Source organism: Sphingomonas oryzagri (assembly GCF_029906645.1).
Taxonomy (GTDB): Bacteria; Pseudomonadota; Alphaproteobacteria; order Sphingomonadales; family Sphingomonadaceae; genus Solisphingomonas; species Solisphingomonas oryzagri.
Genome location: NZ_JARYGZ010000001.1, coordinates 1449785 through 1470965 on the forward strand (window position 1 = coordinate 1449785; position 21181 = coordinate 1470965).

General features: G+C 65.0%; 18 protein-coding genes. 6 read left to right on the forward strand and 12 right to left on the reverse strand.

Going from position 1 to position 21181, the window contains the following annotated elements; genetic code table 11:
• Positions 1-53 precede the first annotated feature (53 nt).
• The 3 genes from QGN17_RS06980 to QGN17_RS06990 are packed head-to-tail and all read right to left on the reverse strand — an operon-like array spanning position 54 to position 3825.
• Positions 54-1043 (reverse strand): aminoglycoside phosphotransferase family protein, encoded by a 990-nt coding sequence (locus QGN17_RS06980; protein ID WP_281045164.1) that lies wholly within the window; start codon positions 1041-1043, stop codon positions 54-56.
• The gene (gene tsaE / locus QGN17_RS06985) at positions 1040-1483 is read right to left on the reverse strand and encodes a tRNA (adenosine(37)-N6)-threonylcarbamoyltransferase complex ATPase subunit type 1 TsaE (RefSeq protein WP_281045166.1); all 444 of its coding nucleotides are present in this window, start codon (positions 1481-1483) and stop codon (positions 1040-1042) included. The genes QGN17_RS06980 and tsaE overlap by 4 nt, the downstream gene beginning before the upstream one ends.
• A complete protein-coding gene (locus QGN17_RS06990; RefSeq protein WP_281043773.1) occupies positions 1483-3825 on the reverse strand; it encodes a sensor histidine kinase in 2343 nt (780 codons plus the stop codon). Before QGN17_RS06990 ends, tsaE begins: the two co-directional genes overlap by 1 nt.
• 288 nt (positions 3826-4113) lie before the next feature.
• Here QGN17_RS06990 and QGN17_RS06995 point away from each other — a divergent pair, with 288 nt between their 5' ends.
• A complete protein-coding gene (locus QGN17_RS06995; protein ID WP_281043774.1) occupies positions 4114-7161 on the forward strand; it encodes a TonB-dependent receptor domain-containing protein in 3048 nt (1015 codons plus the stop codon).
• Between the two features lie 155 nt (positions 7162-7316).
• Here the strand turns inward: QGN17_RS06995 and ahcY are convergent, their stop codons facing one another.
• Positions 7317-8729, reverse strand: a complete 1413-nt coding sequence (gene ahcY / locus QGN17_RS07000) for an adenosylhomocysteinase (RefSeq protein ID WP_281043775.1) — start codon at positions 8727-8729, stop codon at positions 7317-7319.
• A 121-nt stretch (positions 8730-8850) separates the two neighbouring features.
• Positions 8851-9411, reverse strand: a complete 561-nt coding sequence (locus tag QGN17_RS07005; RefSeq protein WP_281043776.1) for a YqgE/AlgH family protein — start codon at positions 9409-9411, stop codon at positions 8851-8853.
• Between the two features lie 112 nt (positions 9412-9523).
• Here QGN17_RS07005 and QGN17_RS07010 point away from each other — a divergent pair, with 112 nt between their 5' ends.
• Positions 9524-10477: a glycosyltransferase family 2 protein gene (locus QGN17_RS07010; protein ID WP_281043777.1), complete on the forward strand. Its 954-nt coding sequence runs from the start codon at positions 9524-9526 to the stop codon at positions 10475-10477.
• Between the two features lie 91 nt (positions 10478-10568).
• Positions 10569-11045, forward strand: coding sequence for a peroxiredoxin (locus tag QGN17_RS07015; RefSeq protein ID WP_281043778.1), 477 nt, complete (start codon positions 10569-10571; stop codon positions 11043-11045).
• 36 nt (positions 11046-11081) lie between these two features.
• Here the strand turns inward: QGN17_RS07015 and QGN17_RS07020 are convergent, their stop codons facing one another.
• The 3 genes from QGN17_RS07020 to QGN17_RS07030 form a co-directional block, all read right to left on the reverse strand.
• Complete coding sequence (locus QGN17_RS07020; RefSeq protein WP_281043779.1) at positions 11082-12323, reverse strand: GGDEF domain-containing protein; 1242 nt, start codon at positions 12321-12323, stop codon at positions 11082-11084.
• A gap of 70 nt (positions 12324-12393) precedes the next feature.
• A complete protein-coding gene (locus QGN17_RS07025) occupies positions 12394-13173 on the reverse strand; it encodes an alpha/beta fold hydrolase (RefSeq protein ID WP_281043780.1) in 780 nt (259 codons plus the stop codon).
• Entirely contained in the window at positions 13154-13600 is a 447-nt protein-coding gene (locus QGN17_RS07030) for a GFA family protein (protein ID WP_281043781.1), read from the reverse strand. The genes QGN17_RS07025 and QGN17_RS07030 overlap by 20 nt, the downstream gene beginning before the upstream one ends.
• Before the next feature lie 202 nt (positions 13601-13802).
• On the opposite strand from QGN17_RS07030, the gene QGN17_RS07035 reads away from it, so the two are divergent.
• Complete coding sequence (locus QGN17_RS07035; RefSeq protein WP_281043782.1) at positions 13803-14102, forward strand: PspC domain-containing protein; 300 nt, start codon at positions 13803-13805, stop codon at positions 14100-14102.
• On the opposite strand, the gene QGN17_RS07040 is transcribed toward QGN17_RS07035, so the two are convergent.
• Positions 14099-14536, reverse strand: a complete 438-nt coding sequence (locus QGN17_RS07040; RefSeq protein ID WP_281043783.1) for a GFA family protein — start codon at positions 14534-14536, stop codon at positions 14099-14101. The genes QGN17_RS07035 and QGN17_RS07040 overlap by 4 nt on opposite strands.
• A gap of 62 nt (positions 14537-14598) precedes the next feature.
• On the reverse strand, positions 14599-15627 hold the full coding sequence (locus tag QGN17_RS07045; protein WP_281043784.1) for an aspartate-semialdehyde dehydrogenase: 1029 nt from the start codon (positions 15625-15627) through the stop codon (positions 14599-14601).
• A 209-nt stretch (positions 15628-15836) separates the two neighbouring features.
• Here QGN17_RS07045 and QGN17_RS07050 point away from each other — a divergent pair, with 209 nt between their 5' ends.
• Positions 15837-16646, forward strand: a complete 810-nt coding sequence (locus tag QGN17_RS07050) for a DUF2189 domain-containing protein (RefSeq protein WP_281043785.1) — start codon at positions 15837-15839, stop codon at positions 16644-16646.
• 156 nt (positions 16647-16802) lie between these two features.
• Here the strand turns inward: QGN17_RS07050 and QGN17_RS07055 are convergent, their stop codons facing one another.
• Positions 16803-17657, reverse strand: a complete 855-nt coding sequence (locus QGN17_RS07055) for a 2OG-Fe(II) oxygenase (RefSeq protein ID WP_281043786.1) — start codon at positions 17655-17657, stop codon at positions 16803-16805.
• Positions 17658-17836: 179 nt separating this feature from the next.
• On the reverse strand, positions 17837-20098 hold the full coding sequence (locus QGN17_RS07060) for a S9 family peptidase (protein WP_281043787.1): 2262 nt from the start codon (positions 20096-20098) through the stop codon (positions 17837-17839).
• Between the two features lie 187 nt (positions 20099-20285).
• Between QGN17_RS07060 and QGN17_RS07065 the strand changes: the two genes are divergently transcribed.
• Positions 20286-21167, forward strand: a complete 882-nt coding sequence (locus QGN17_RS07065; RefSeq protein ID WP_281043788.1) for an MBL fold metallo-hydrolase — start codon at positions 20286-20288, stop codon at positions 21165-21167.
• Positions 21168-21181 lie beyond the last annotated feature (14 nt).

Consider the following 21181-nt stretch of genomic DNA (forward strand, 5'->3'; position numbering starts at 1 on the left):
TTCCTGCGCCGCATGCGGATCGGGGCGCAGCGCGAGGGGCTTGGCGAACTTGCTCACGCGCTCATCTCCGTCCAGTGCGCCGCGCGACGATCGACGGGCACGTTGGCTTGGAACCATTCGGCCACCGGCGCCAGCGCGGGGTGACGCAGATTGCGCTCCAGATAGCGCCAGACGCGCGGCTGGAAAGGCAGATAATTGCGCTTGCCGTCGCGCTTCCACAGCCGGGTGAAGATGCCCAGGATCTTCGTGTTCCGCTGTGCGCCGAGGATCTCGTAATCGGCGCGGAAGGCGTCCATGTCGGCGATGCCCGCTTCGGCTGCGTAGGCCTGCAGCATCTCCGCCTCCAGCGCTTCCGGCACGTCGCGCCGCGCATCCTGCAGAAGCGAGACGAGATCGTAGGCCGGGTGCCCCGCCAGCGCGTCCTGAAAATCGAGCAGGCCGAGCCGCTTCAGGCCTTCGCGATCGAGCAGGATGATGTTGTCGACATGATAGTCGCGCAGCACCAGTACGGCGGGATCGGGCGCGGCGACGCGGGGCAACACCTCGCCCCAGGCCTTCGCCCAGCCTTCCTGATCGATGTCGAGATCGACGGCGGGCGCATACCATTCGGGGAACAGCCCGATCTCGCGGGTCAGCACCGCCATGTCGTAGGGCGGCAGGCCCTTGGGGAGCGGCCGTCCGACAAGCTGCGCCAGCAGCGTGATCGCATCTCGGTAGATCGGCGTCTCGTCTTCCGACCCGGCACGCAGGAGCGGCCCGACCAGCCGATCGCCGAAATCCTCCAGCAGCAGCAGGCCGCCGGCGCGATCGACGGCATGGCTCTGCGGCGCCGAGAAGCCCAGCGTATCCAGATGTTCGGCGATGGCGAGGAAGGGACCGACATCCTCATGTTCGGGCGGCGCGTCCATCAGCACCGCCTGCCGATCGCCATCGACGACGCGGAAATAGCGGCGGAAGGAGGCGTCGCCGGCCAGCGGCAGGATCTCCGCTCCGCCCCACCCGTTCGCGGCGAGGAAGGCGGGGGCGTGGGCGGGCGGAATCATCGGGGCGGCCATCGCGCTTCCCATGCCGCCGGCGCCACCCAAGTCAAGCGCCGGCCGCCCGCCGGGTCCGGCTCCAGCGTCAGGCGGAGCGCGTGGGGCCACAAAGCGGCGCCCAGCCGCTCGGGCCATTCGATCAGCAGGGCACCGTCCTCCAGCATCTCGTCCAGGCCCAATTCCTCCGCGTCGTCGGGATCATCGATGCGATAGAGATCGACATGCGCGACCGGCAGCGAGACTTCGGGCGGCGCGTAGGGCTGGACGATCGCGAAGGTCGGACTCGGCGCCTCTTCCGCCAGACCCAACGCCGCGAGCGCGCCGCGTGCGAGGCTTGTCTTGCCGGCACCGAGATCGCCGTAGAGTGCCACGACGTCACCCGCCGTCAGAAGCCTCCCGAGCTTACGACCCAGAGCTTCGGTGGCGGCCGCATCGGCGAGATGGATCACGCCTTGATCCTCGGCAGGCGGATCGAGATGGTCGTACCTTGCCCCAGTTCGGAATCGAGCGCGACCTCACCGCCATGCGCCTCGACATAATGGCGGGCGAGCGGCAGGCCGAGGCCGATCGAGCCTTCGCGCCGTTCGCCGCCAGCCCGGTGAAACGGATCGAACAGCTTGTCGCGCTCTTCCTGCGGGATGCCGTTGCCATTGTCCGACACCACGACGGTCGCCTGTTCGACGTCGCCCGAGGCGTGGAAGAAGATGCGGCCCCCCTCCGGCGTATAGTCCACTGCGTTGCGCAGCACATTCTCGATCGCCTGGCGCAGGCGGCGCACATCGCCGGTCACCACGCCGGCGGACGGTTCGATCGCGACGATCATCTCCAGCTTGCGCTCACGCCCCTGCGCGGCGAGATCGCCCGCGACGCCCTTGCAGAGCGTTTCCAGCTCGATCGGCACATGTTCGAGATCAAGGTTGCCCGCCGCGCTCCGGGTGAGATCGAGCACCTCGTCGATCAGCTGGCCGAGCCGCGCCGAGGCGGTGAGGATCGAGCGGACATATTCGTCGCCCCGCTCGGTCAGCGGCCCGGCGAAGCCCGCCTGCAGCATCTCCGCAAAGCCGCCGATCGAAGTGAGCGGGGTGCGCAATTCGTAGCTCATCGTCGCCATGAAGGCAGACTTCACCCGATCGCCCTCCTCCAGCGCGGCGGCGCGATCGCGCAGCGCCTGCTCAGCCCGTCGGCTGTCGGTGACATCGAGCAGGGTGAACAGCGCGTTTCCATCCGGCAACGGCACGGCGGCGAACTGGAAATGGCGACCGTCCGCGAAGGCGATGCGACCCGCGCGCCGCTGGCGCTCGGTAGTGGCGAGGCGCACCAGTTCGCGGATCAGCCCCGCACGCGCCGGATTGGCGAGGCGCGTGGCGACCATCGAGACCAGCGCATCGACCCGTGGGTGACGCGCCAGTTCCTCCTCGCTCAGCTCCCACACGTCGGAGAAGCGGTTGTTCCAGAGATGGAGGCGACCGTCCGCCGCGAATACGCCGACCGCCTCGTTCATATTATTGAACGTCGCGGTGCGCACGCGCAGCAGCGTGTCGGCCTCCGAGCGCAACCGCACCTGCTCGGTGCGGTCCTCGAAGATCATCAGGATGCCGCCGTCGGGCAATGGCTGGGCGACGACGCGCAGGTGCGTGCCGGATGGGAGCTGCCACGCCTCCTCCTGCGCCTCTTCCTGCAGGAACCAGCGCCGCCGCTCTGCCTTCCATCCGGGGAAGTCGCGGCTTTCAGGCAGGCGATCCGCCTCACGCATCCGTTCCAGCACGCGATCGAATTCCGGCCGGTCGGCGATCCATTCGGGCAGCATCGCGAACAGGCGCTGGAAGGCGGCGTTGGAAAAGGTCAGGTGGCGGCTGGCATCGAACTGCGCGACGCCCGCCGAAAGCCGGTCCAGCATGTCGCGCTGGGCGTCGGCGAAGCGGACGAGATCCTGCCGCGCCTGCTCGATCTCCTCGATGTCGATCGCATAGCCCGCGATGCCGGTCGCGCCGAGCGGCACGTCGACCACGCGCAGCGTGCGCCGCTCGCCGCCGATGGTGGCGGGCACGGTGCGCACCGACATCTCGCCTTCGTCGCGCGCGGCGGCAGCCGTGGCGATCGGGCTGCCCGGCCCCTGGCCCTCGATCAGTTCCAGACCGCGCTCGATCACGTCGTGCGCGCTGTCGCCATCGACGGCGCGGGTGTAGGCGGAATTGACCAGGCTGAGGCGCAGATCGGGGCTGCGATGCCACATCGGGATCGGCGCCGCCTCGATCAGCCCGGCGAGCGCATCGATCGCATCGGCAAGGCGATCGCGCTCGGTCTCCAGCCGGCCGATCTCCTCCTCGCTTTCGGTGGCGTCGAACAGCCAGAGCAGCGCCGCGCCCTCACCCAGCGCGGCGGCTGCGGGCCGGCCGCGCACCATCAGCACGCGCTGCGCATCGATCGGGCGGAGCGCCCGCGCAAAGTCGGCACCGCCGCGCTGCACGGCGAGTACGTCATGCGCCAGAGCCTCGGCATCGGCCGGTTCCAGCCGGGGCGCGATGTCGGCGAGCGTGCGGGGCACCCGATCCAGCCCCAACCAGTCCGCCACGCGCTCGTGCGCGCGCAGGCGCCCGTCGGAGGATACGAGGATCGGCAGCGCGGGCGCGCCGGCCAGCATCTGGCGCAACCGGCCCAGTTCGGCGATGCCGGCCTTGGCGGCGTTGTGCCGCCGCCAGCCGAGCGTCACGGCGACGACGGCCGCCGCCAGCCAGATGGCGAGGATCAGCCCGGCCAGCGTCGCGTGCAGGGGATCGAGGGTGATCATCTGCCCCGCCCCGAAAGGAATCCCCGCTCCATTCTCACAGCGCTTCGCTTAGAGGCTGCTCGGACCAGATGGAAGCGCCTTGCAACAAACCGCCACGCGGACACATCGCACAAACTGTTGCTCTTTTATAACACCGGGTCCTCGAATCTTTGTCCGATTGTGGCAGAAGGTTGACCATTGCGTATCAATACGTTGCTGTAGTGCGGCAATCCGAAGTCGGATGCGAAACAGGGGTCCAGTATGCGCACTCACTTCAGCGGCGGCAGCGCCGCCCTTTCCGATTCATCCTTGCGGCTCGTTCGCTCCGCCCTGCTGGCGGGAGCGTCCGTCGCCCTTCTCGCCGCAGCATCCACCGCCAACGCCCAGGCCGATGGCGCCGCCGCCCAGACGCAACAGGATCCCAAGGCGCCAAGTGCCGCCGAGAGCCAGGACAGCGCGCTGAGCAACGAGATCGTCGTCACCGGCTCGCGCATCGTCCGCAAGGCGGTCACCTCGCAGCCCACCGCCGTGCTGGGTACCGACGAGATCAGCAAGCGGGGTTATACCAACCTCGGCAACGCGCTGCAGGAGCTGCCCTCGTTCGGCGTTCCGGGCAACAGCCCGATCGGCGGCCAGGGTTCGTTCAGCGCCGGCCAGACCTATGTGAACCTCTACAACCTGGGTTCACAGCGCACGCTGAGCCTCGTCAACGGGCACCGTTTCGTAACGTCGGCCAGCTCCTCCATCTTCTCGCCGATCTCCGGCGATCCAGTCGATTTCTCGGCGATCCCGACCGCGCTTGTCGATCGGGTCGAGGTGGTGTCGGTCGGCGGCGCGCCGATCTATGGTTCGGACGCGATCGCAGGCACCGTCAACACCATCCTGAAGAAGGATTATCAGGGCTTCGAGATCAACGCCCAGACAGGCATCTCGCAGCATGGCGACGGCGCCGATTACAACGTCTCGGCCCTTGCCGGTCAGAACTTCTCCGAAGGCCGCGGCAACATCACGCTGAGCGTGAACTACGACAAGCAGAAGGGCATCCCCAGCTCCGATCGCTATACTCTGGGCGGCAACGGCCCGTTCTTCGGCACGGCACTGCCCGGCTCCGACTACACCTACCAGCTCTATCAGGGCGGCCTGCACTATAACGAGTTCACCAATACCGGCATTCCGCTGCTGGTGGACAGCTACCCCACGCTGTATGGACAGGCATACGCGAGCTTCACCAACGCCGCCGGCCAGCCCCTCTATTTCGACAAGAGCGGCCATCTCGCGGTGTTCAACACCGGCCAGGCGACGGGCAGCGCCCTCTACGGCGCCGGCGGCGACGGCTTCGCGATCGACGACTACGCCAATTTCCTGGCGCAGAGCCAGCGCATCCAGGCGACGTTGCTCGCCCGCTACGACTTCTCCGATCACTTCCACTTTTCGGGCGAAGGCTGGTACGGTCACAGCAGCGCGCACAATCTGCGCGACCAGCCGTTCTACAACACCGCTCTCTTCGCCGATGCGGGTGACGTCAACGGCGACCTGATCATGAGCACGGACAACCCCTTCCTGTCCGCGGCCGACCAGGCCGCGCTCAAGGCCAGCCTGACGGAAAATGGTCTCGACCCGAGCACCTTCTATCTCGCCCGCGCCAACACCGATCTCGCGACTGGCGCGTTCAAGACCAGCACCGATCTCTATCGCGTCGTCGGTACGCTGAACGGTGACTTCTCGGTGGGCACGCACCAGTTCAACTGGGAAGTGAACGCCGTTTACGGCCGCACCGTATCGCACACCCGCGATCGGCAGGTCGTCAACCAGAACTTCTACAACGCGCTTGACGCCGTGACGGATGCCGATGGCAACATCGTCTGCCGCCCCGGCTACACCAACGCCAATATCGCCACGATCAGCGAAACCTGCGCCCCGCTCGACGTGTTCGGCGTCGGCCAGGCCAGCCAGGCGGCGATCGACTATATCACGGCGCTGACCAAGACCACGCAGAAGAACTCGCAGCTCGATATCGTCGCCGACATCAACGGCTCGATCATCACGCTGCCGGCCGGCGACGTGAAGTTCTCGCTGGGCTACGAACATCGCCGGGAATCGACCTCGTTCGATCCGGGCGCGTTCTATTATGGCGAGGATAACGGCGACGGCACGCGGACCCAGTATGGCAACTCGATCCCGATCGATCCGGTCGGCGGCGCCTACCATACCGACGAAGGCTTCGGCGAACTCGACATTCCGGTCGTCTCGCCGACCATGAACGTGCCGCTGGTCCACAGCCTCGATATCAACGGCTCGGCCCGTTACGTGCACAACAGCATGACCGGCGGTTTCTGGACCTATACGGGCGGCGGCACCTATTCGCCGGTCAAGGACATCACGATCCGCGGCAACTACACCCGCTCGTTCCGCGCCCCGGCGATCACCGAGCTATTCGCCCCCACCGGATCCGTGTTCGATACCGGCGATGATCCCTGCGACTCGCGCTTCATCGACGGCGGCCCCAATCCGACCCGCCGTGCGCAGAATTGCGCGGCCGCCGGCATCACCCAGCCGTTTACCTCGAACGTCGCGGATTACACCGCACAGGGCACGTTCGGCGGAAACCAGAACCTCAAGAACGAAACGGCGGATAGCTGGACGGCCGGCGCCGTGCTGCAGCCGACCTTCCTGCCGGGCTTCCGCCTGTCGGGCGACTATGTCTCGATCGACATCAAGAACGAGATCACCTCGCTCGGCCTGACCGACCTGATGAACGCCTGCTATGACGCGGTCGATTATCCCAGCAATCCGTTCTGCAGCACCTTCACGCGCGATGCTGATCATCAGGTGACATCGTTCGCGGAGGGCAACTACAATATCGGCATCGAGCATTTCCGCGCGCTGCAGGCCGAACTGGAATATACGTTCAGGCTGAGCGCTCTGGGCCTGCCGGAAAATGCCGGCGCGCTGGGCCTGTCGGTGAACTACCTCCACACGTTCTCGCATTACACCAAGGTCGGCGAGGGCGATAAGGAATACTCGGTCGGCACCACGCAGGAGCCGTCCGACAACTTCACTGCCAACCTGAACTACAATAACGGCGGCTTCAATTTCATGTGGCAGACCATGTATTATGGTCCGACCAAGCTGACAGTGAATCTGCCGCAGACGACCTATCAGTATCCGAAGGTTGGCCAGTATTTCATGTTCAACACGTCGGTCGGCTACGATCTCGGAAAGAATTACAACATCCGGCTGGTTGTCAACAACGTACTCAACAAGCACGTGCCGTTCCCCTATGCGGTTTCGCAGACGCGCTATTATGACGCGCTGATGGGCCGCTACTTCAAGATGAGCGTCGGCTTTAAGTTCTAAGACACGACGACATCCAGCTCAGCGAAGCCCGGCAGGTGCGAGCCTGCCGGGCTTTTCTTTTGCTGCCCCATCGAAAGCCGCCCCGCATTGAGGCCACAGAAAAAGGGCGGAACCTTGCGGCTCCGCCCCCTTCGAATGCACCGATGGCAGTGGGATCAGTAGCGATAGTGATCCGGCTTGAACGGCCCCTCGGTCGTCACGCCGATATACTTCGCCTGCTTCTCGCTCAGCTTGGACAGCTTCACGCCCAGCTTCTCGAGGTGGAGGAAGGCCACCTTCTCGTCGAGATGCTTCGGCAGGACGTAGACCTTGTTCTCATACTTGTTGGCGCCGGTGAACAGCTCGATCTGCGCCAGCGTCTGGTTGGTGAAGCTGGACGACATCACGAAGCTCGGGTGGCCGGTCGCACAGCCAAGGTTCACCAGGCGCCCCTTGGCGAGCATGATGATCTTCTTGCCGTCCGGGAACTCGACCTCGTCGACCTGCGGCTTGATCTCGGTCCACTTCATGTTGCTGAGGCCCGAAATCTGGATCTCGCTGTCGAAATGGCCGATGTTGCACACGATCGCCATGTTCTTCATCGCGCGCATGTGATCGACGGTGATGATGTCCTCGTTGCCCGTCGCGGTCACGAAGATGTCGGCGCGGCTGGCCGCGTCCTCCATCGTCACGACCTCATAGCCCTCCATCGCCGCCTGCAGCGCGCAGATCGGATCGATCTCGGTGACCAGCACGCGGGCGCCGCCGTTGCGCAGCGACGCGGCCGAGCCCTTGCCCACATCGCCGAAGCCCGCGACGCAGGCGACCTTGCCGGCGAGCATCACGTCGGTGGCGCGGCGGATCGCGTCGACCAGCGATTCCTTGCAACCGTAGAGGTTGTCGAACTTGGACTTGGTGACGCTGTCGTTCACGTTGATCGCCGGGAAGGGCAGCTTGCCCTGCTTGGCGAGCTCGTAGAGGCGGTGGACACCGGTGGTGGTCTCCTCCGACACGCCCTTGATAGCGGCGACCGTCCGGGTGAGGTAGCCCGGACGCTCGGCAAGGAAGCGCTTCAGCGTCGCGACGAAGATCTCCTCTTCCTCGTTGCCCGGCGTGAACAGCGCCTCTCCAGCCTCGACGCGCGCGCCCCACAGCGCGAACATCGTGGCGTCGCCGCCATCGTCGAGGATCATGTTGCAGGTCTCGTCCTGGCCCCAGTCGAAGATGCGGGTGACGTAGTCCCAATATTCCTCCAGCGTCTCGCCCTTTACGGCGAAGACCGGAATGCCCGAGGCCGCGATGGCGGCGGCGGCGTGATCCTGGGTGGAGTAGATGTTGCAGGTCGCCCAGCGCAGCTCGGCGCCGAGCGCGGCCAGCGTCTCGATCAGCACGGCGGTCTGGATCGTCATGTGCAGCGATCCGGTGATCTTCGCGCCCTTGAGCGGCTGCGACGCGCCATATTCCTCGCGCAGCGCCATCAGGCCGGGCATCTCGGTCTCGGCGATCTCGATCTCCTTGCGGCCGAAGGCGGCGAGATTGATGTCGCGGATGACGTAGTCGTTCGCGGGCAGGACGGAGGCGGTGGCCACGGAAAATGCTCCCAATATCTGGGGCCGGCCCAGCGACATGCGGCCGGCGATGGTTCGCCACCTAACCCCGGCGACGGCCTAATGCAAATATAAAGATGTCTTTATATGTGTCGCGGAACCGTCACGCATGGCCGCTGCTGGAGGAGAGCAGGCGCACATCGATGCCTCCCGACGCGAAAGCGGCGGTCCAGCGATGGCCGACCTCGCGCTCGAACAGCAGGGTGTCGGTGCCGGGCACGCCGAACCAGCCGTTGGCCAGCATCTCGTCGTCGAGCTGGCCCGCGCCCCAGCCGGCATAGCCCAGCGCGGCGAGCCATTTGCGCGGCCCCCGCCCCTCGCCGATCGCGCGCAGCACATCGAGCGTGGAGGTGAGGCGCCACAGGCCGGCGACGTCGATGCTGCCCTCGCCCGCCCAATCGTCCGAGTGGACGACGAAGCCGCGATTGGGCTCGACCGGCCCGCCCATGAAGAGCGGCGCGTCGGGCGCCACGCCCGGATCGATATCCAGCTGCTCCATCAATCCATGCAGCGTGATCCCCGCGACATGATGGCCGATGCCGATGCCGAGCGCGCCCTGCTCGTCATGGTTGCACATCGCGATCACCGCTCGCTCGAAGCGCGGATCGGTCATGCCGGGCATGGCGAGCAGCAACTGGCCGGTGAGGAAGCGGGGGCTTTCCATGATTCCGCTGTAGCGGGATGCACCCCGCCGGTCCACTTTCCGGCAGAATTCCGCCGGAACGCGACATTTGTTCACGCGGTGGTAGCGATTGGGCGTGCTATGATCGCCGCGCATGAACCCGCCCCCCGCCGTTTCCGTGATCGTCCCGGCCTGGGGTGTGGCGCATCTCGTCGGCGAGACACTGGCGTCGCTGCAGGGCCAGGCCTTTGCCGACTGGGAAGCGATCGTCGTCGATGACGGCGATCCGGCGATCGCCTCCGTGATCGCGCCGCTCGTCGAGGCCGATCCGCGCATACGCTTCGTCGCCATCCCGCACGGCGGCCTGCCCTGGGCGCGCAACCACGCCATCGCGGCGGCACGCGCGCCGCTGATCGCCCTGCTCGACGGGGACGACCTCCATATGCCGGGCTATCTGGAAAAGATGGTGGCGGCGATCTCCGCCGATCCCGCACTCGGGCTGGTGACATGCGATGCGATCTTCACCGGCGACACGCGGCGCGCCGGTCGTCGTTTCTCGGACTATCTGCCGCAGGGTGGCGCCTACACGCTTGATGCCGTAATCACGCGGAAGGCTAACGTCTTCATCGCCTCGATCATGCGTCGCGAGGTGCTGGACGCGATCGGCAGCTTCGACGAGGAATTGCCGGCGGCCGAGGATCTCGACCTCTGGATTCGCATCGCCGAGAAGGGCTGGCCGATCGCGCACGTGCCCGAACCGCTGGTTCTCTATCGTCGTCGCCCCGGATCGCTCTCCGCCGCGACCCTGAAGCTGCGGCTCGCCGCCGCCTCGGTCTACGAAAAGGCCGCCACGCGACTGGACGGGCGGCCCGAGGCGGACAGCGCGGCGGCGATGGCACACACGATGCGTGAGGAGGCAGGCTGGGTGGAGGGCGAGGACATGGTGATCGCCGGGCAGATCCGCGATGGGCTCGCGATGCTTCGCCAATCACATGCCGAGCGGCGATCCCCCCGCTGGCGGATGATGATGCCGCTGTTCACGGCCCTGCCCCCTCTGGCCCGTCCGCTGCTCGCCTGGCGTCGCCGGCAGGAACTGGCCGAAGGCTGAGGATTTTGGGCAAAGGCCGGACCGGCCTTGGCGCGGCGGCGCGGCTCGGCTAGTCCGGCGCGAAACCAACGCCCAGGAAAGGACGCCTGCCATGACCATCCAGATCGGCGACACGCTTCCCGACGTCACCTTCACCACGATGACCGCAGACGGCCCCGAGCCGGTCGGCCAGGATTTCTTCGCCGGCAAGACGGTGGCGCTGTTCGCGGTGCCCGGCGCCTTCACGCCGACCTGTTCCGCCAAGCACCTGCCCGGCTTCATCGATAAGGCCGGCGAGTTGAAGGCCAAGGGTGTCGACGCGATCGCCTGCACCTCGGTCAACGACGTGTTCGTGATGGGCGCGTGGGGCAAGGATGCCGGTGCCGAGGGCGTTACCATGCTGGCGGACGGCAACGGCGCCTTCGCCGAGGCGGTGGGCCTTACCATGGACGGCTCCAAGTTCGGCATGGGCACGCGCTCGCAGCGTTACTCCATGCTCGTCGAGGACGGCATCGTGAAGCAGCTCAATGTCGAGGGTCCGGGCGAATTCAAGGTTTCGACCGCCGACTACCTGCTCGGCCAGCTCTGACCGCTCGGGCCGGCTGGGTCGCGCGATCCGGCCGCCTCAGCGCGCCGCGCGGCGCGGCATCGCGCGATAATCGAACTCGGCCTGAGGCCCGGCCTCGAACGGCTGGAAGCGCGGCGGTGCCAGCGTGATCCGGTCACGCCCCTCCATCTTGGAGCGGTAGAGCGCGGTGTCGGCGCGCTGCATCATATCGGCCAGCGTATCATGGCGCCCGGCCAGCACGGCGATGCCGAAACTCGCGGTGATCCGGTAATCCGGGCCGAATTCCGGCACCGTCGCCGCGAAGCCTGCGCGAACCCGCTCCATCGCGTCGAACGCGGCGCGATCGCCGGTATCGGGCAGGACCAGCACGAATTCCTCGCCGCCCAGCCTGCCGAACAGGTCGCACCCGCGGATCACGCTCGAAACATGGGCCGAAAAGCGCTGAAGCGCGACGTCGCCAAGGTGGTGGCCGAAACGATCGTTCACCGCCTTGAAACGATCGATGTCGGCGATCACCACCGCCAGCGGCCGTCCCTTGCGCTGGGCCTGCGCGATGAGCGGTATCGCCGCCTGCTCGAAACCGCGACGGTTGAGGATGCCGGTCAATGGATCGCTGCCCGCCAGCCGCCGCATCCCCTCCGCCAGATCCGCGGCCAGCAGGAACATCGCGAACAGGCCGACGCCGAACAGGCCCGTCGGCACCCCCATCAGCAGCATCAGGCGGTAGAGGTGGAAGACGGGATCTTCGGTCGGATAACCGCTCCCCGCCGGCGTGCAGAACGCCAGTACGCCCAGCGCGGTGGTGTAGATGGCGAACAGGGTCAGCATCCAGAACGCAGCACCGCCGGTCGCCAGCCGTCCGTTGCGCCCGCCGGCCCGCAGCGACAGGGCCGAGATCACCAGCATGGCGGCGCAGAACAGCACCACCAGCGCGCGCGTGAAACCCGCCTCGCTCGATCGCAGGATCGCTGCGCCCACGAAGAATATCGTGACGCCGGCCGCCGCCAGAATCGCATCCCAGCGCAGCGCCAGCCCGGCTCGGCGACGGAACCCCAGCGCGATCAGCGCGAAGCTGCCGATCGAGCAGACCGCCGATATGAGCGTCAGCCCGGAATCGGCAGGAAGCAGCCACACCTTCAGCAGGTTGGCGGACCAGTTCGCGGCGGAAAGCCCGTAGGCCAGCGACCAGAGCGCGGCATGAGCCTCGCGGCCGAACGTGCGCCACGCGACAGCGAGCGCGATGCTGAGCAGCAGGCTCGTTGCCACAAGGCCAAACAGGACGATCACCGCGGATTCCATCCCCGGTGCTATCCGACTATGCCTGTGAAGGATTTGCTAAATTTCCGCGCGGTTTTGCGCGATCGGGCGGTCAGCGCGCTAGAAAGCGCGCCATCGCCTCACCCAGCGCCCTGTTGGTCACCGCGCTCATGTGATTGCCCGGCACCGCCGCATAGGTGCCGTGCGGCAGCGCCTCGGCCAATGCTTCGGACGATCCGTTATCGTGATCGTCGCGACCGGACACCACCAGCACCGGCGTTTCGATCGACCGGATGGTCTCGATCGGCGTGTCCACGAAGGTTTCGAGGATGTGGAGCAGAGCCACCGGGTCTCCGCCTGTCGTCTTGAGGAAGGCTTCCGCCATCCACTCGGGCGATCCGCGCTCGAACGTGCCGAGGTTGGTGAGGATCTTGCGGAAGTGGCCGCCGCGCCCCTGGGTATGGATCGTGCCCTCCAGCCCCATGCCGGCGCAGATCGCCTTGCCGGGTTTCGCGCCGCGCGCGAGCATCCGCATCGTGGTGCGCCCGCCCAGCGAATAGCCGGCGAGATCGTAGTCGGTGAGGCCGAGATGCGCCACCAGTGCGAAACAGTCATCGGCCAGCGCATCCTTGGGATAGGCCGCGACATCGTGCGACTTGGTGCTGTCGCCATGCCCGCGAAGATCCGGCATGATCACGCGGTAGCCTTCGGCCGCGATCCGCTCCGCATGGCCGTAGCGCACCCAGTTGACCATCGCGGTCGAGAAGAAGCCGTGGATCAGGACGAGCGGCCGTCCTCCGCCGTTTTCCGGCCCCAGTTCGCGATACGCGATCTCTTCCCCGTCGAAGCTCGTGAAACGGTGGACGGGCAGTTCAGTCGGGGAGCTTGCCAAGAGCCTTCTTCCAGCGATCGACGGCCGGCGCGTGCTCGTCGAGCCGCTTTCCGGGCAGGTGGGTGACGTCCATCCACGCCTCCAGCGCCGTCTCGATCGAGAAGTTGGAGGTGGGGCGGAAACGGCTTGGGTCGTCGAACGAGCCGACGGTCAGGTCCATATTCGGGCTGTCGAGGAATTGGAAGCCGAGCGGTGTGCCGCACGTCGCGCAGAAGGGCCGCTTCGCGATCGGCGAGGACTGGTAATAATCCGGTGGCGAGGTGGTCCATTCCACATCCGCCTGTGCCACGTTCTTGAACGCGATCGAGACGCCGCCCGTCGCCCGCCGGCAATAATTGCAATGGCACAGATAGGCCTCGTCGTCGGCGATCCGCACCGTGTAGCGCACGCGCCGGCACTGGCAGCCGCCGGTCATGATCCCGGTCATCCGTTCTCTCCTCCGGCGCGCAGGATAGGCCGGTTGGGATATTTCGCCAATCGCGCCAGCCCTTGGCGATATTCACCAATCGGAAAGCCGCCGACCACTATCCGATCGCCCGCATTCCGGGGGATTCCGCGACTTGGCATGGCGTCTGCAAAGCGGCTGTCACGATCGCGGGATAGTCCGCCGGAAGCATGGAGCCGAACCGATGTCCGCCAACCAGACCCAGACCGACGCCCCCGCCAAGGACAACCTTCTGGGCATCTGCCATGCCATCGGCGAGGATTTCGGTTTCAACCCGATCTTCCTGCGCATCCCGCTCGCCGCGATGATCATCGTCAACGCCAAATGGACGCTGATCGCCTATGCCGCGATGGGCGTACTCGTGCTGGCCAGCCGTCTGCTGATCCGCAAGCCGAAGGCGAAGCCGGCGTCCGCGATGGTGATCGAGGGCGTCGCCACCCATCGCGAGACGCAGCCCGCCGAGGAACTGGCCATCGCCGCCTAAGCCGGCCTGAGCGCCGCTGCCAGGTCGTCCAGCGGCGCGGCCTCCGGCCAGGTCCGCGCGCCCTCTGGCAACGCCAGCCACGGCTGCTTTCGCTTCACCCAGATATGCGCGGCGACCTCGATCCGGTGCGACTCGTCCAGTGTCCCCGCCCGGATCACTGCGATCCCCGGCCGCCGCGTGTTCGTGTTGTAGAGCCGGGTATGGCAGGTTCCGCACATGCGCTGCTGCGACGTGCGGTCCTCGGTGGTGAGATCGTAGCGCACCACCGGCCCGACCACCGACACCTGATCCTCCCGCAGCAGCAACTGCTCGCTGAACGCGCTGCCGCTCCACGTCTGGCACTGGAGGCAATGGCAGGCGTAGGCGGGCGGGATCGCCTCGATCGCCAGTTCGTAACGCACCGCCCCGCAGCGGCATCCTCCGCTGATCGACATAGCCCGCTCCTTATGGGACGACGGCCCGGCACATCCACGCCGGACCGTCATGCCATTATCGATCAGGCCGCCTTCTTCAGGTGCCGGCGGCCGAGCAGCTCGGCGATCTGCACCGCGTTCAGCGCCGCGCCCTTGCGGAGGTTGTCGCTGACGCACCACAGGACGAGGCCGTTCTCCACGGTCGGGTCCTCACGCACGCGGCTGACGAAGGTGGCGAAGTCGCCGACGCACTCGACCGGCGTCGTGTAGCCGCCATCCTCGCGCTTATCGATCAGCATCACGCCGGGGGCTTCGCGCAGGATACGCTGCGCGTCCTCGGCGGACAGCTCGTTCTCCATCTCGATGGTGAGCGCTTCCGAATGGCCGACGAACACCGGCACGCGCACGCAGGTCGCGACCACCTTGATCTTGGGATCGAGGATCTTCTTGGTCTCGACGACCATCTTCCACTCTTCCTTGGTGAAGCCGTCGTCGAGGAAGGAGTCGATGTGCGGGATCACGTTGAAGGCGATCTGCTTGGTGAACTTCTTCGCCTCGGCCGCATCGCCGACGAAGATATTGCGGCTCTGCTCAAACAGCTCGTCCATGCCCGCCTTGCCCGCGCCGGAGACCGACTGGTAGGTCGAGACCACCACGCGGGTAATCTTCGCCGCATCGTGGATCGGCTTCAGCGCCACCACCATCTGCGCGGTCGAGCAGTTGGGGTTAGCGATGATGTTCTTACGCGTGTATCCGTCGATCGCCTCCGGATTCACCTCGGGCACGATCAGCGGCACGTCCGGGTCCATGCGGTAGAGCGACGAATTGTCGATCACCGTGCAGCCGGCGGCGGCGAAGCGCGGCGCGTGGATCTTGGTCGCCTCCGATCCGATCGCGAACAGCGCGATGTCCCATCCGGTCGGATCGAAATGCTCGATGTTTTTGATCGTCAGCATCCGGCCCGTCTCGCCGAACTCGACCTGATCCCCGGTGGAGCGCGACGAGGCGAGCACCGCGATGTCGTCAATCGGGAACTCGCGCTCGGCGAGAATGGCGAGCATCTCGCGCCCGACATTGCCCGTAGCACCAGCCACCACGACACGGTAACCCATCTTACTGCTCCAATATGCCTTCGTCTTGCGCAGGATTGCGCGGGCGGCATAGCGCGGCATGGCATTTTGTCCATCCCGGCCATCCATGGTAAAACATCGTTGCGGCCAAGCTGGGCTTCAACCCCACTGGCCCCAACCCGATCGCCGACGGGCGATGCCCCGTCCCCGACCGATGGAGAATGATGATCGAACCGTAGGAGAGTGTCGCCATGGTAGCCGTATCCGCCCCCGCTTCGTCCGCGCCGCCCGCAGCCGTGCCGATCAGACGGATAGGCCCTGCCGACCTCCGCATTTCCCTGCGCATGGGCTGGGACGATTTCCTGGCGATGCGCGGCGACCTGCTGTTCGTGGCGCTGATCTATCCGCTGGTTGGGCTGGTCACTGCCTTCCTCGCGCTCGACGGGCTGCCGCTGCACCTCTTCTTCCCGCTCGCTGCCGGGCTGTCGCTGATGGGGCCGCTGGTCGCGGTGGGATTCTACGAGCTGGCACGGCGACGCGAGGCGGGGCTGGAGAGCGGCTGGAGCCACTTCTTCGATCCGCTGCGCAGCGCCTCGTTCGGGTCGCTGCTTGGCATCGCGATCGGCATGATCGCGCTGTTCGGATCGTGGGTCTATGTCGCGGGCGCGATCCACGATGCCTTCATGACCAACGTGCCCCCGCCGAGCGTTGGCGCCTTCCTGTCCCGCCTGTTCGGCACGGCGGAGGGCTGGCAGATGATGATCGTCGGCAATCTGGTCGGCCTCGCCTACGCGATCGTCACGCTGGCGCTGACCTGGGTGGCGATGCCGATGCTGGTCGACCGGCCTACCGACAGCTGGACGGCCATCTCCACCTCGCTCCGCGCGATGGCCGCGAACCCGATGATGGCCGCGCGCTGGGGCCTGACGGTGGCGGTGCTGCTGGTGCTGGGATCGATCCCGGCCTTCGTCGGTCTCGCCGTGGTGCTGCCGTGGCTGGGCTATGCGACCTGGCACCTCTATACGCGCGTCATCGACCGAGACGCGTGGGCGCGGGCCTGACCGCGCGGCTGGCAGAGGGCACCGGCAAGGGTGGGTTGGTTCGACATCGTACTGTGACACCGACGCCCCGGTGCCCCTCTGTCCCGGCAAAGGGACGGATCGATTTGGCGCGCATCAACGAGAATACAAACCAAACAGCGCCGACACTTGCGACCCCTAACCAAGAGTATTCCTGATAAGTTGTTTAAATTTTGTAACTTTTCTTAGAATAATTGGCGGAAATAAATCTTCAATCAATTCTTGCTTCTTTATTGACCAATCAGTTCTATCGCGACTTCCGGGCCTGACCTTGAATTGAGTGGTATGAGATCTTTTGGATTTATCCCATGTCGACGTATAATAATAAAGTGCTATCGATTTTCTTGATAAACCATCAGGATGATTGATTGGATTTGGATTGCCGTGCAGACTGTTGTTTGACGTGGTGAATATGACGCACCGGTTGAATGATGGCTCAAACGAACGCACCGCGTGCGTCATTTGAGCATCCCACAGTTCAAGCTGGCCGCCATATTCGCTCTTCCAGTCCTTGTTGAGATAGATCAAGACTGTGATACGGCGCTCCAGATTGAGTATTTTGTGATGATTAAAATCGGTGTGGATCGCAAGGGATCCGCCGTTGTGCATTTCATGAAACCCGGCACCAAAAAAATATGGGTCTGGGATCAATCCTTTCAATCCAGTAATGTTTTCAAAAATTTTTACAAATGATCTGGAATTAAATGAATAAAAAATCGCCCTTGCAAAATCATCCAGTGTATCTGGATTATAGCTATCCTTAAGTTTTTCCTGATACCTATTATAATGGTGATTCAGGTCACTCGACTTGCGCTTCTCACAAAAGCGCTCAAAAAGACCATTTATCAATTCATCCGGCAAGAAATCATCGATCGCGATTGATGGAAAAGGCTTCGCGGACGTGTAGCTACCAGCCAGTTCTTTCCCCTTATGTTCGAATCCGGTCAAAGGGATGAATCCGGTCCGCGGGTCGATGCCATCCAGATACGCCATATGCCCTCGCCCGCGTTATCTGTGGACAGCTTTAAGCGCGATCCATGTCGACCCATGCAAACTAAAAAGAACTAGTTATGGAGCTACATTAAAAAATGTTCATTATTTCGCAATGCAGCCGATAGCCAATGTGATTTTTGGCTATACTTCCCCTAGCGGCCATCCATCGCGAGATGCCTTTACGGCCTGGCTCGTATACCTCGCGCCTCCTGCATCGGTCGGCTGGCCGTCCCCAGCACCTTCTCTTTCAGAAACTGCTCGATCGTGTGCTGGACGTGCGCCTGCCGCCCTTCGCCCGCGATATGGTGGGTCTGGCCGACATAAAGCATCATGTCGAACGGCGTGTCGGTCTCCTGCAGCCGGTTGATCAGCGCCGCGCTGTTCTCGAACACGACATTGTCGTCGGACAGTCCGTGCATCAGCAGCATCGGCGTCTTGATCGACGGCGCCTCGTCGATCGCGTCCGACGTCGCGTAAACCTTGGGATCGGCCAGCGGGTTACCGAGATAGCGCTCGGTATAGTGGGTGTCGTACAACTCCCACTTGGTCACCGGCGCGCCCGAGATACCGGCGGCGTAGAGGCCCTGCCCCTTCTCCAGCATCTTGAGCGTCATGTAGCCGCCATAGGACCAGCCGTAGGTGGCGATCTTCTTCGGATCGACGAACGTCTGGCTCTGGAGCCAGCGCGCGGCGGTCGCCTGATCCTCAACCTCGACGCTGCCCATCGCGTGATAGATCTGGTTCTGGAAGGCGGTGCCGCGATTGGGCGATCCGCGATTGTCGATCTGGAAGTATATCCAGCCCTTCGACACCCAATATTGCGCCATCGGTGCCATCCACGCCCGCTTCACCTGCTGCGATCCGGGGCCGCCGTAATGCTCGAAGAAGACCGGGTAGCGCTTTCCCGCCTCCAGCTTGGGCGTGATCATCTCGTAGTAGAGCGTCGATCCGTCCGCCGCCTTCATCGTGCCGTATGTCACCGGACGATGCGCCGCGAGATAGGGCGCGTAGGGATGGCTGGCGTCGAGCCGGTTCTCCTCGATCCACGCGATCCGCTTGCCGGTCGCATCGGCGAGATAGACCTGCGGCGGCTGGCTCGGCGACGAGCGCGTGACGACCATGCGGGTAGCTGCCTTGTCCATCACCGCCTCGTTCCACCAGCCGCGCTCGGTTACGCGCTGCGGTTCGCCCGGATGGAGATAGTCGACCGTGTAGAGCTGGCTTTCCAGCACGTCGTCCTTGTTGGCGGTGAAGAACAGGCGATGGTTCGCCTCGTCCACCGCGATCAGGCCGGTATGGGCGGACTGGCCGTTCATCTCCACCGACCAGTCGCCGTGGGTGAGTTGCGTCCATTTTCCGTCAACGAAGCGGTAGAGATGCATGAACCCGCTGCGCGCCGATCCCCAGATCAGGCTGCCGTCCTTCAACGGCTTGAAATCGTCGGTGAGGTCGATCCAGGTCTTCGATGTCTCGGAGAACAGCGCCCTCGCTGCACCCGTCACGGGATCCACCGCCAGCATATCGAGCCGCTTCTGGTCGCGCGTCTCGCGCTGGACGTAGAGGATGCGGCCGTCCGGTGCCCAATTGACGCGGGCGATGTAGATATCAGGATCGGTGCCGAGATCGACCTTCACCGCCTTGCCTGTCGTCGGCGAGACGATGCTCAGCGAAACCGTGACATTGGGCGTACCGGCCGCCGGATAGCGCTGATCGAAGGTCTTGGTCCCGTCCGCGCCGATCGCGGCGCGGGTGACGACCTTCACCTTCGCCTCGTCGTAACATTCGACCGCCACACGGGAATCGTCCGGGGACCACCACGCGCCTTCGGTGCGATCCATCTCCTCCTGCGCGACGAACTCGGCGGTGCCGCAGGTAACGGTGCCGCCGCCAGCCTTGGTCAGCGCGTTCGCCTTGCCGCTCGCCAGATCGAGCGCGACGAGATTCTGGTCGCGCACGAAGCTGACGTAACGGCCACCTTCCGAGACATGCGGATCGAGCACCGCCTCGCCGCTGGTCAGCTTGCGCACCTTGCCGTCAAGCGTCGCCAGATAGAGATCCCCGTCGATCGGCACGAGCAAGGCCTTGCCGTCCGGCGCCCAGTCATATTCGACGATGCCCTCGGTGCCACCGACACGCGCGCGCTCGCGCCGCATCTTCTCTGCCTCGCTGAGCGCCGCGCCAGAGCCGACCTTCTTGCTGTCCACCAGCATCGTCTGCTTGGCCGTGGTCGTATCGACCGCCCAGAGATCGTAACGATCGCGATCGTCGGCGCGGGGCTTGAGCAGGGTCACCCACTTGCCGTCCGGCGAGAGCTTCAGCTTGCGCGGCGTCGGGCCGGACAGCGAGGGACTCGCGAAGATCCGGTCGATGGTGAGCGGCTGTTGCGGAACCGGAGCGGCGGCGAGGAGCAGCGGCAAAGCCGCGAGGAGGAGCGAACGCATACATCGTCTCTAGAACGACTCCCCGAAAATCGGAATCGTCATTGCGAGCATAGCGAAGCAATCCAGTCCGGCGTTCGTGAATATGGATTGCTTCGCTACGCTCGCAATGACGGCGGAGATGCGTCACTCGCTTGCCTCACGTCCGCCGTAGGCTAGGCTCGCACAAGGGGGGACGGAAAGGATGACGATGGCCCATCGATTGCTCCCCGCGCTCGCTCTCGCCCTGTTCGCCGCCGCGCCGACCTGTGCGAAGCCCGCCCCGGCGGCGCCAGCCGCAACGCCCTTCTCGATCGGCAGGATCAAGTTCGTGGCGCTGCGCGACATGAGCAACGTGGTGCCCAACGACGGCAGCGTGTTCGGCGTCGGCGTGCCGACCGATCAGGTCGCGGCCGTACTCAAGGCACATGGCGCGGCGACCGATCAGATTCCGCTGAGCGTCGATGCCCTGCTGGCCATCCTGCCGGGCCACGTCGTGCTGCTCGACACCGGGCTGGGGCCGAAGGTCGGCGGCGTGCTGCCGCTCAGCCTGGCCGAAGCCAAGGTCGCGCCCGCCAAGATCACTGACATCCTGATCACCCACAGCCATGGCGACCATATCGGCGGGCTGCTGACCAAGGAGGGCGGTCTCGCCTTTCCCAACGCCACGATCCGCATGTCGGCTTCCGAATGGGCGTTCGTGCAGGCCAAGGGCAATAAGGCAACGGTCGAGGCGATCCGTCCCAAGGTACAGCCGTTCGAGCCGGGCGCGGAGGTGGTGCCGGGCATCCGATCGGTGCCGCTGCCGGGGCACACGCCGGGTCATTCGGGCTATCTGATCGGCACCGGCCAGGATGCGCTGCTCGACATCGGCGACACCGCCCACAGTGCGATCATCTCGCTCGCAAAGCCGGATTGGCCGATCCAGTATGATACCGACGAAGCCGAAGGACGCGCCCAGCGCAAGGCGGAACTCGCCAAGCTCGCCGCCAGCCACCAGCGCATCTTCGCGCCGCACTTCCCGTATCCGGGGGTGGGCTATGTGGTGAAGGCGGGGGATGGATATCGCTGGGAGGCGGACATTCCGAAATAAGGAAAGGGCGCCGG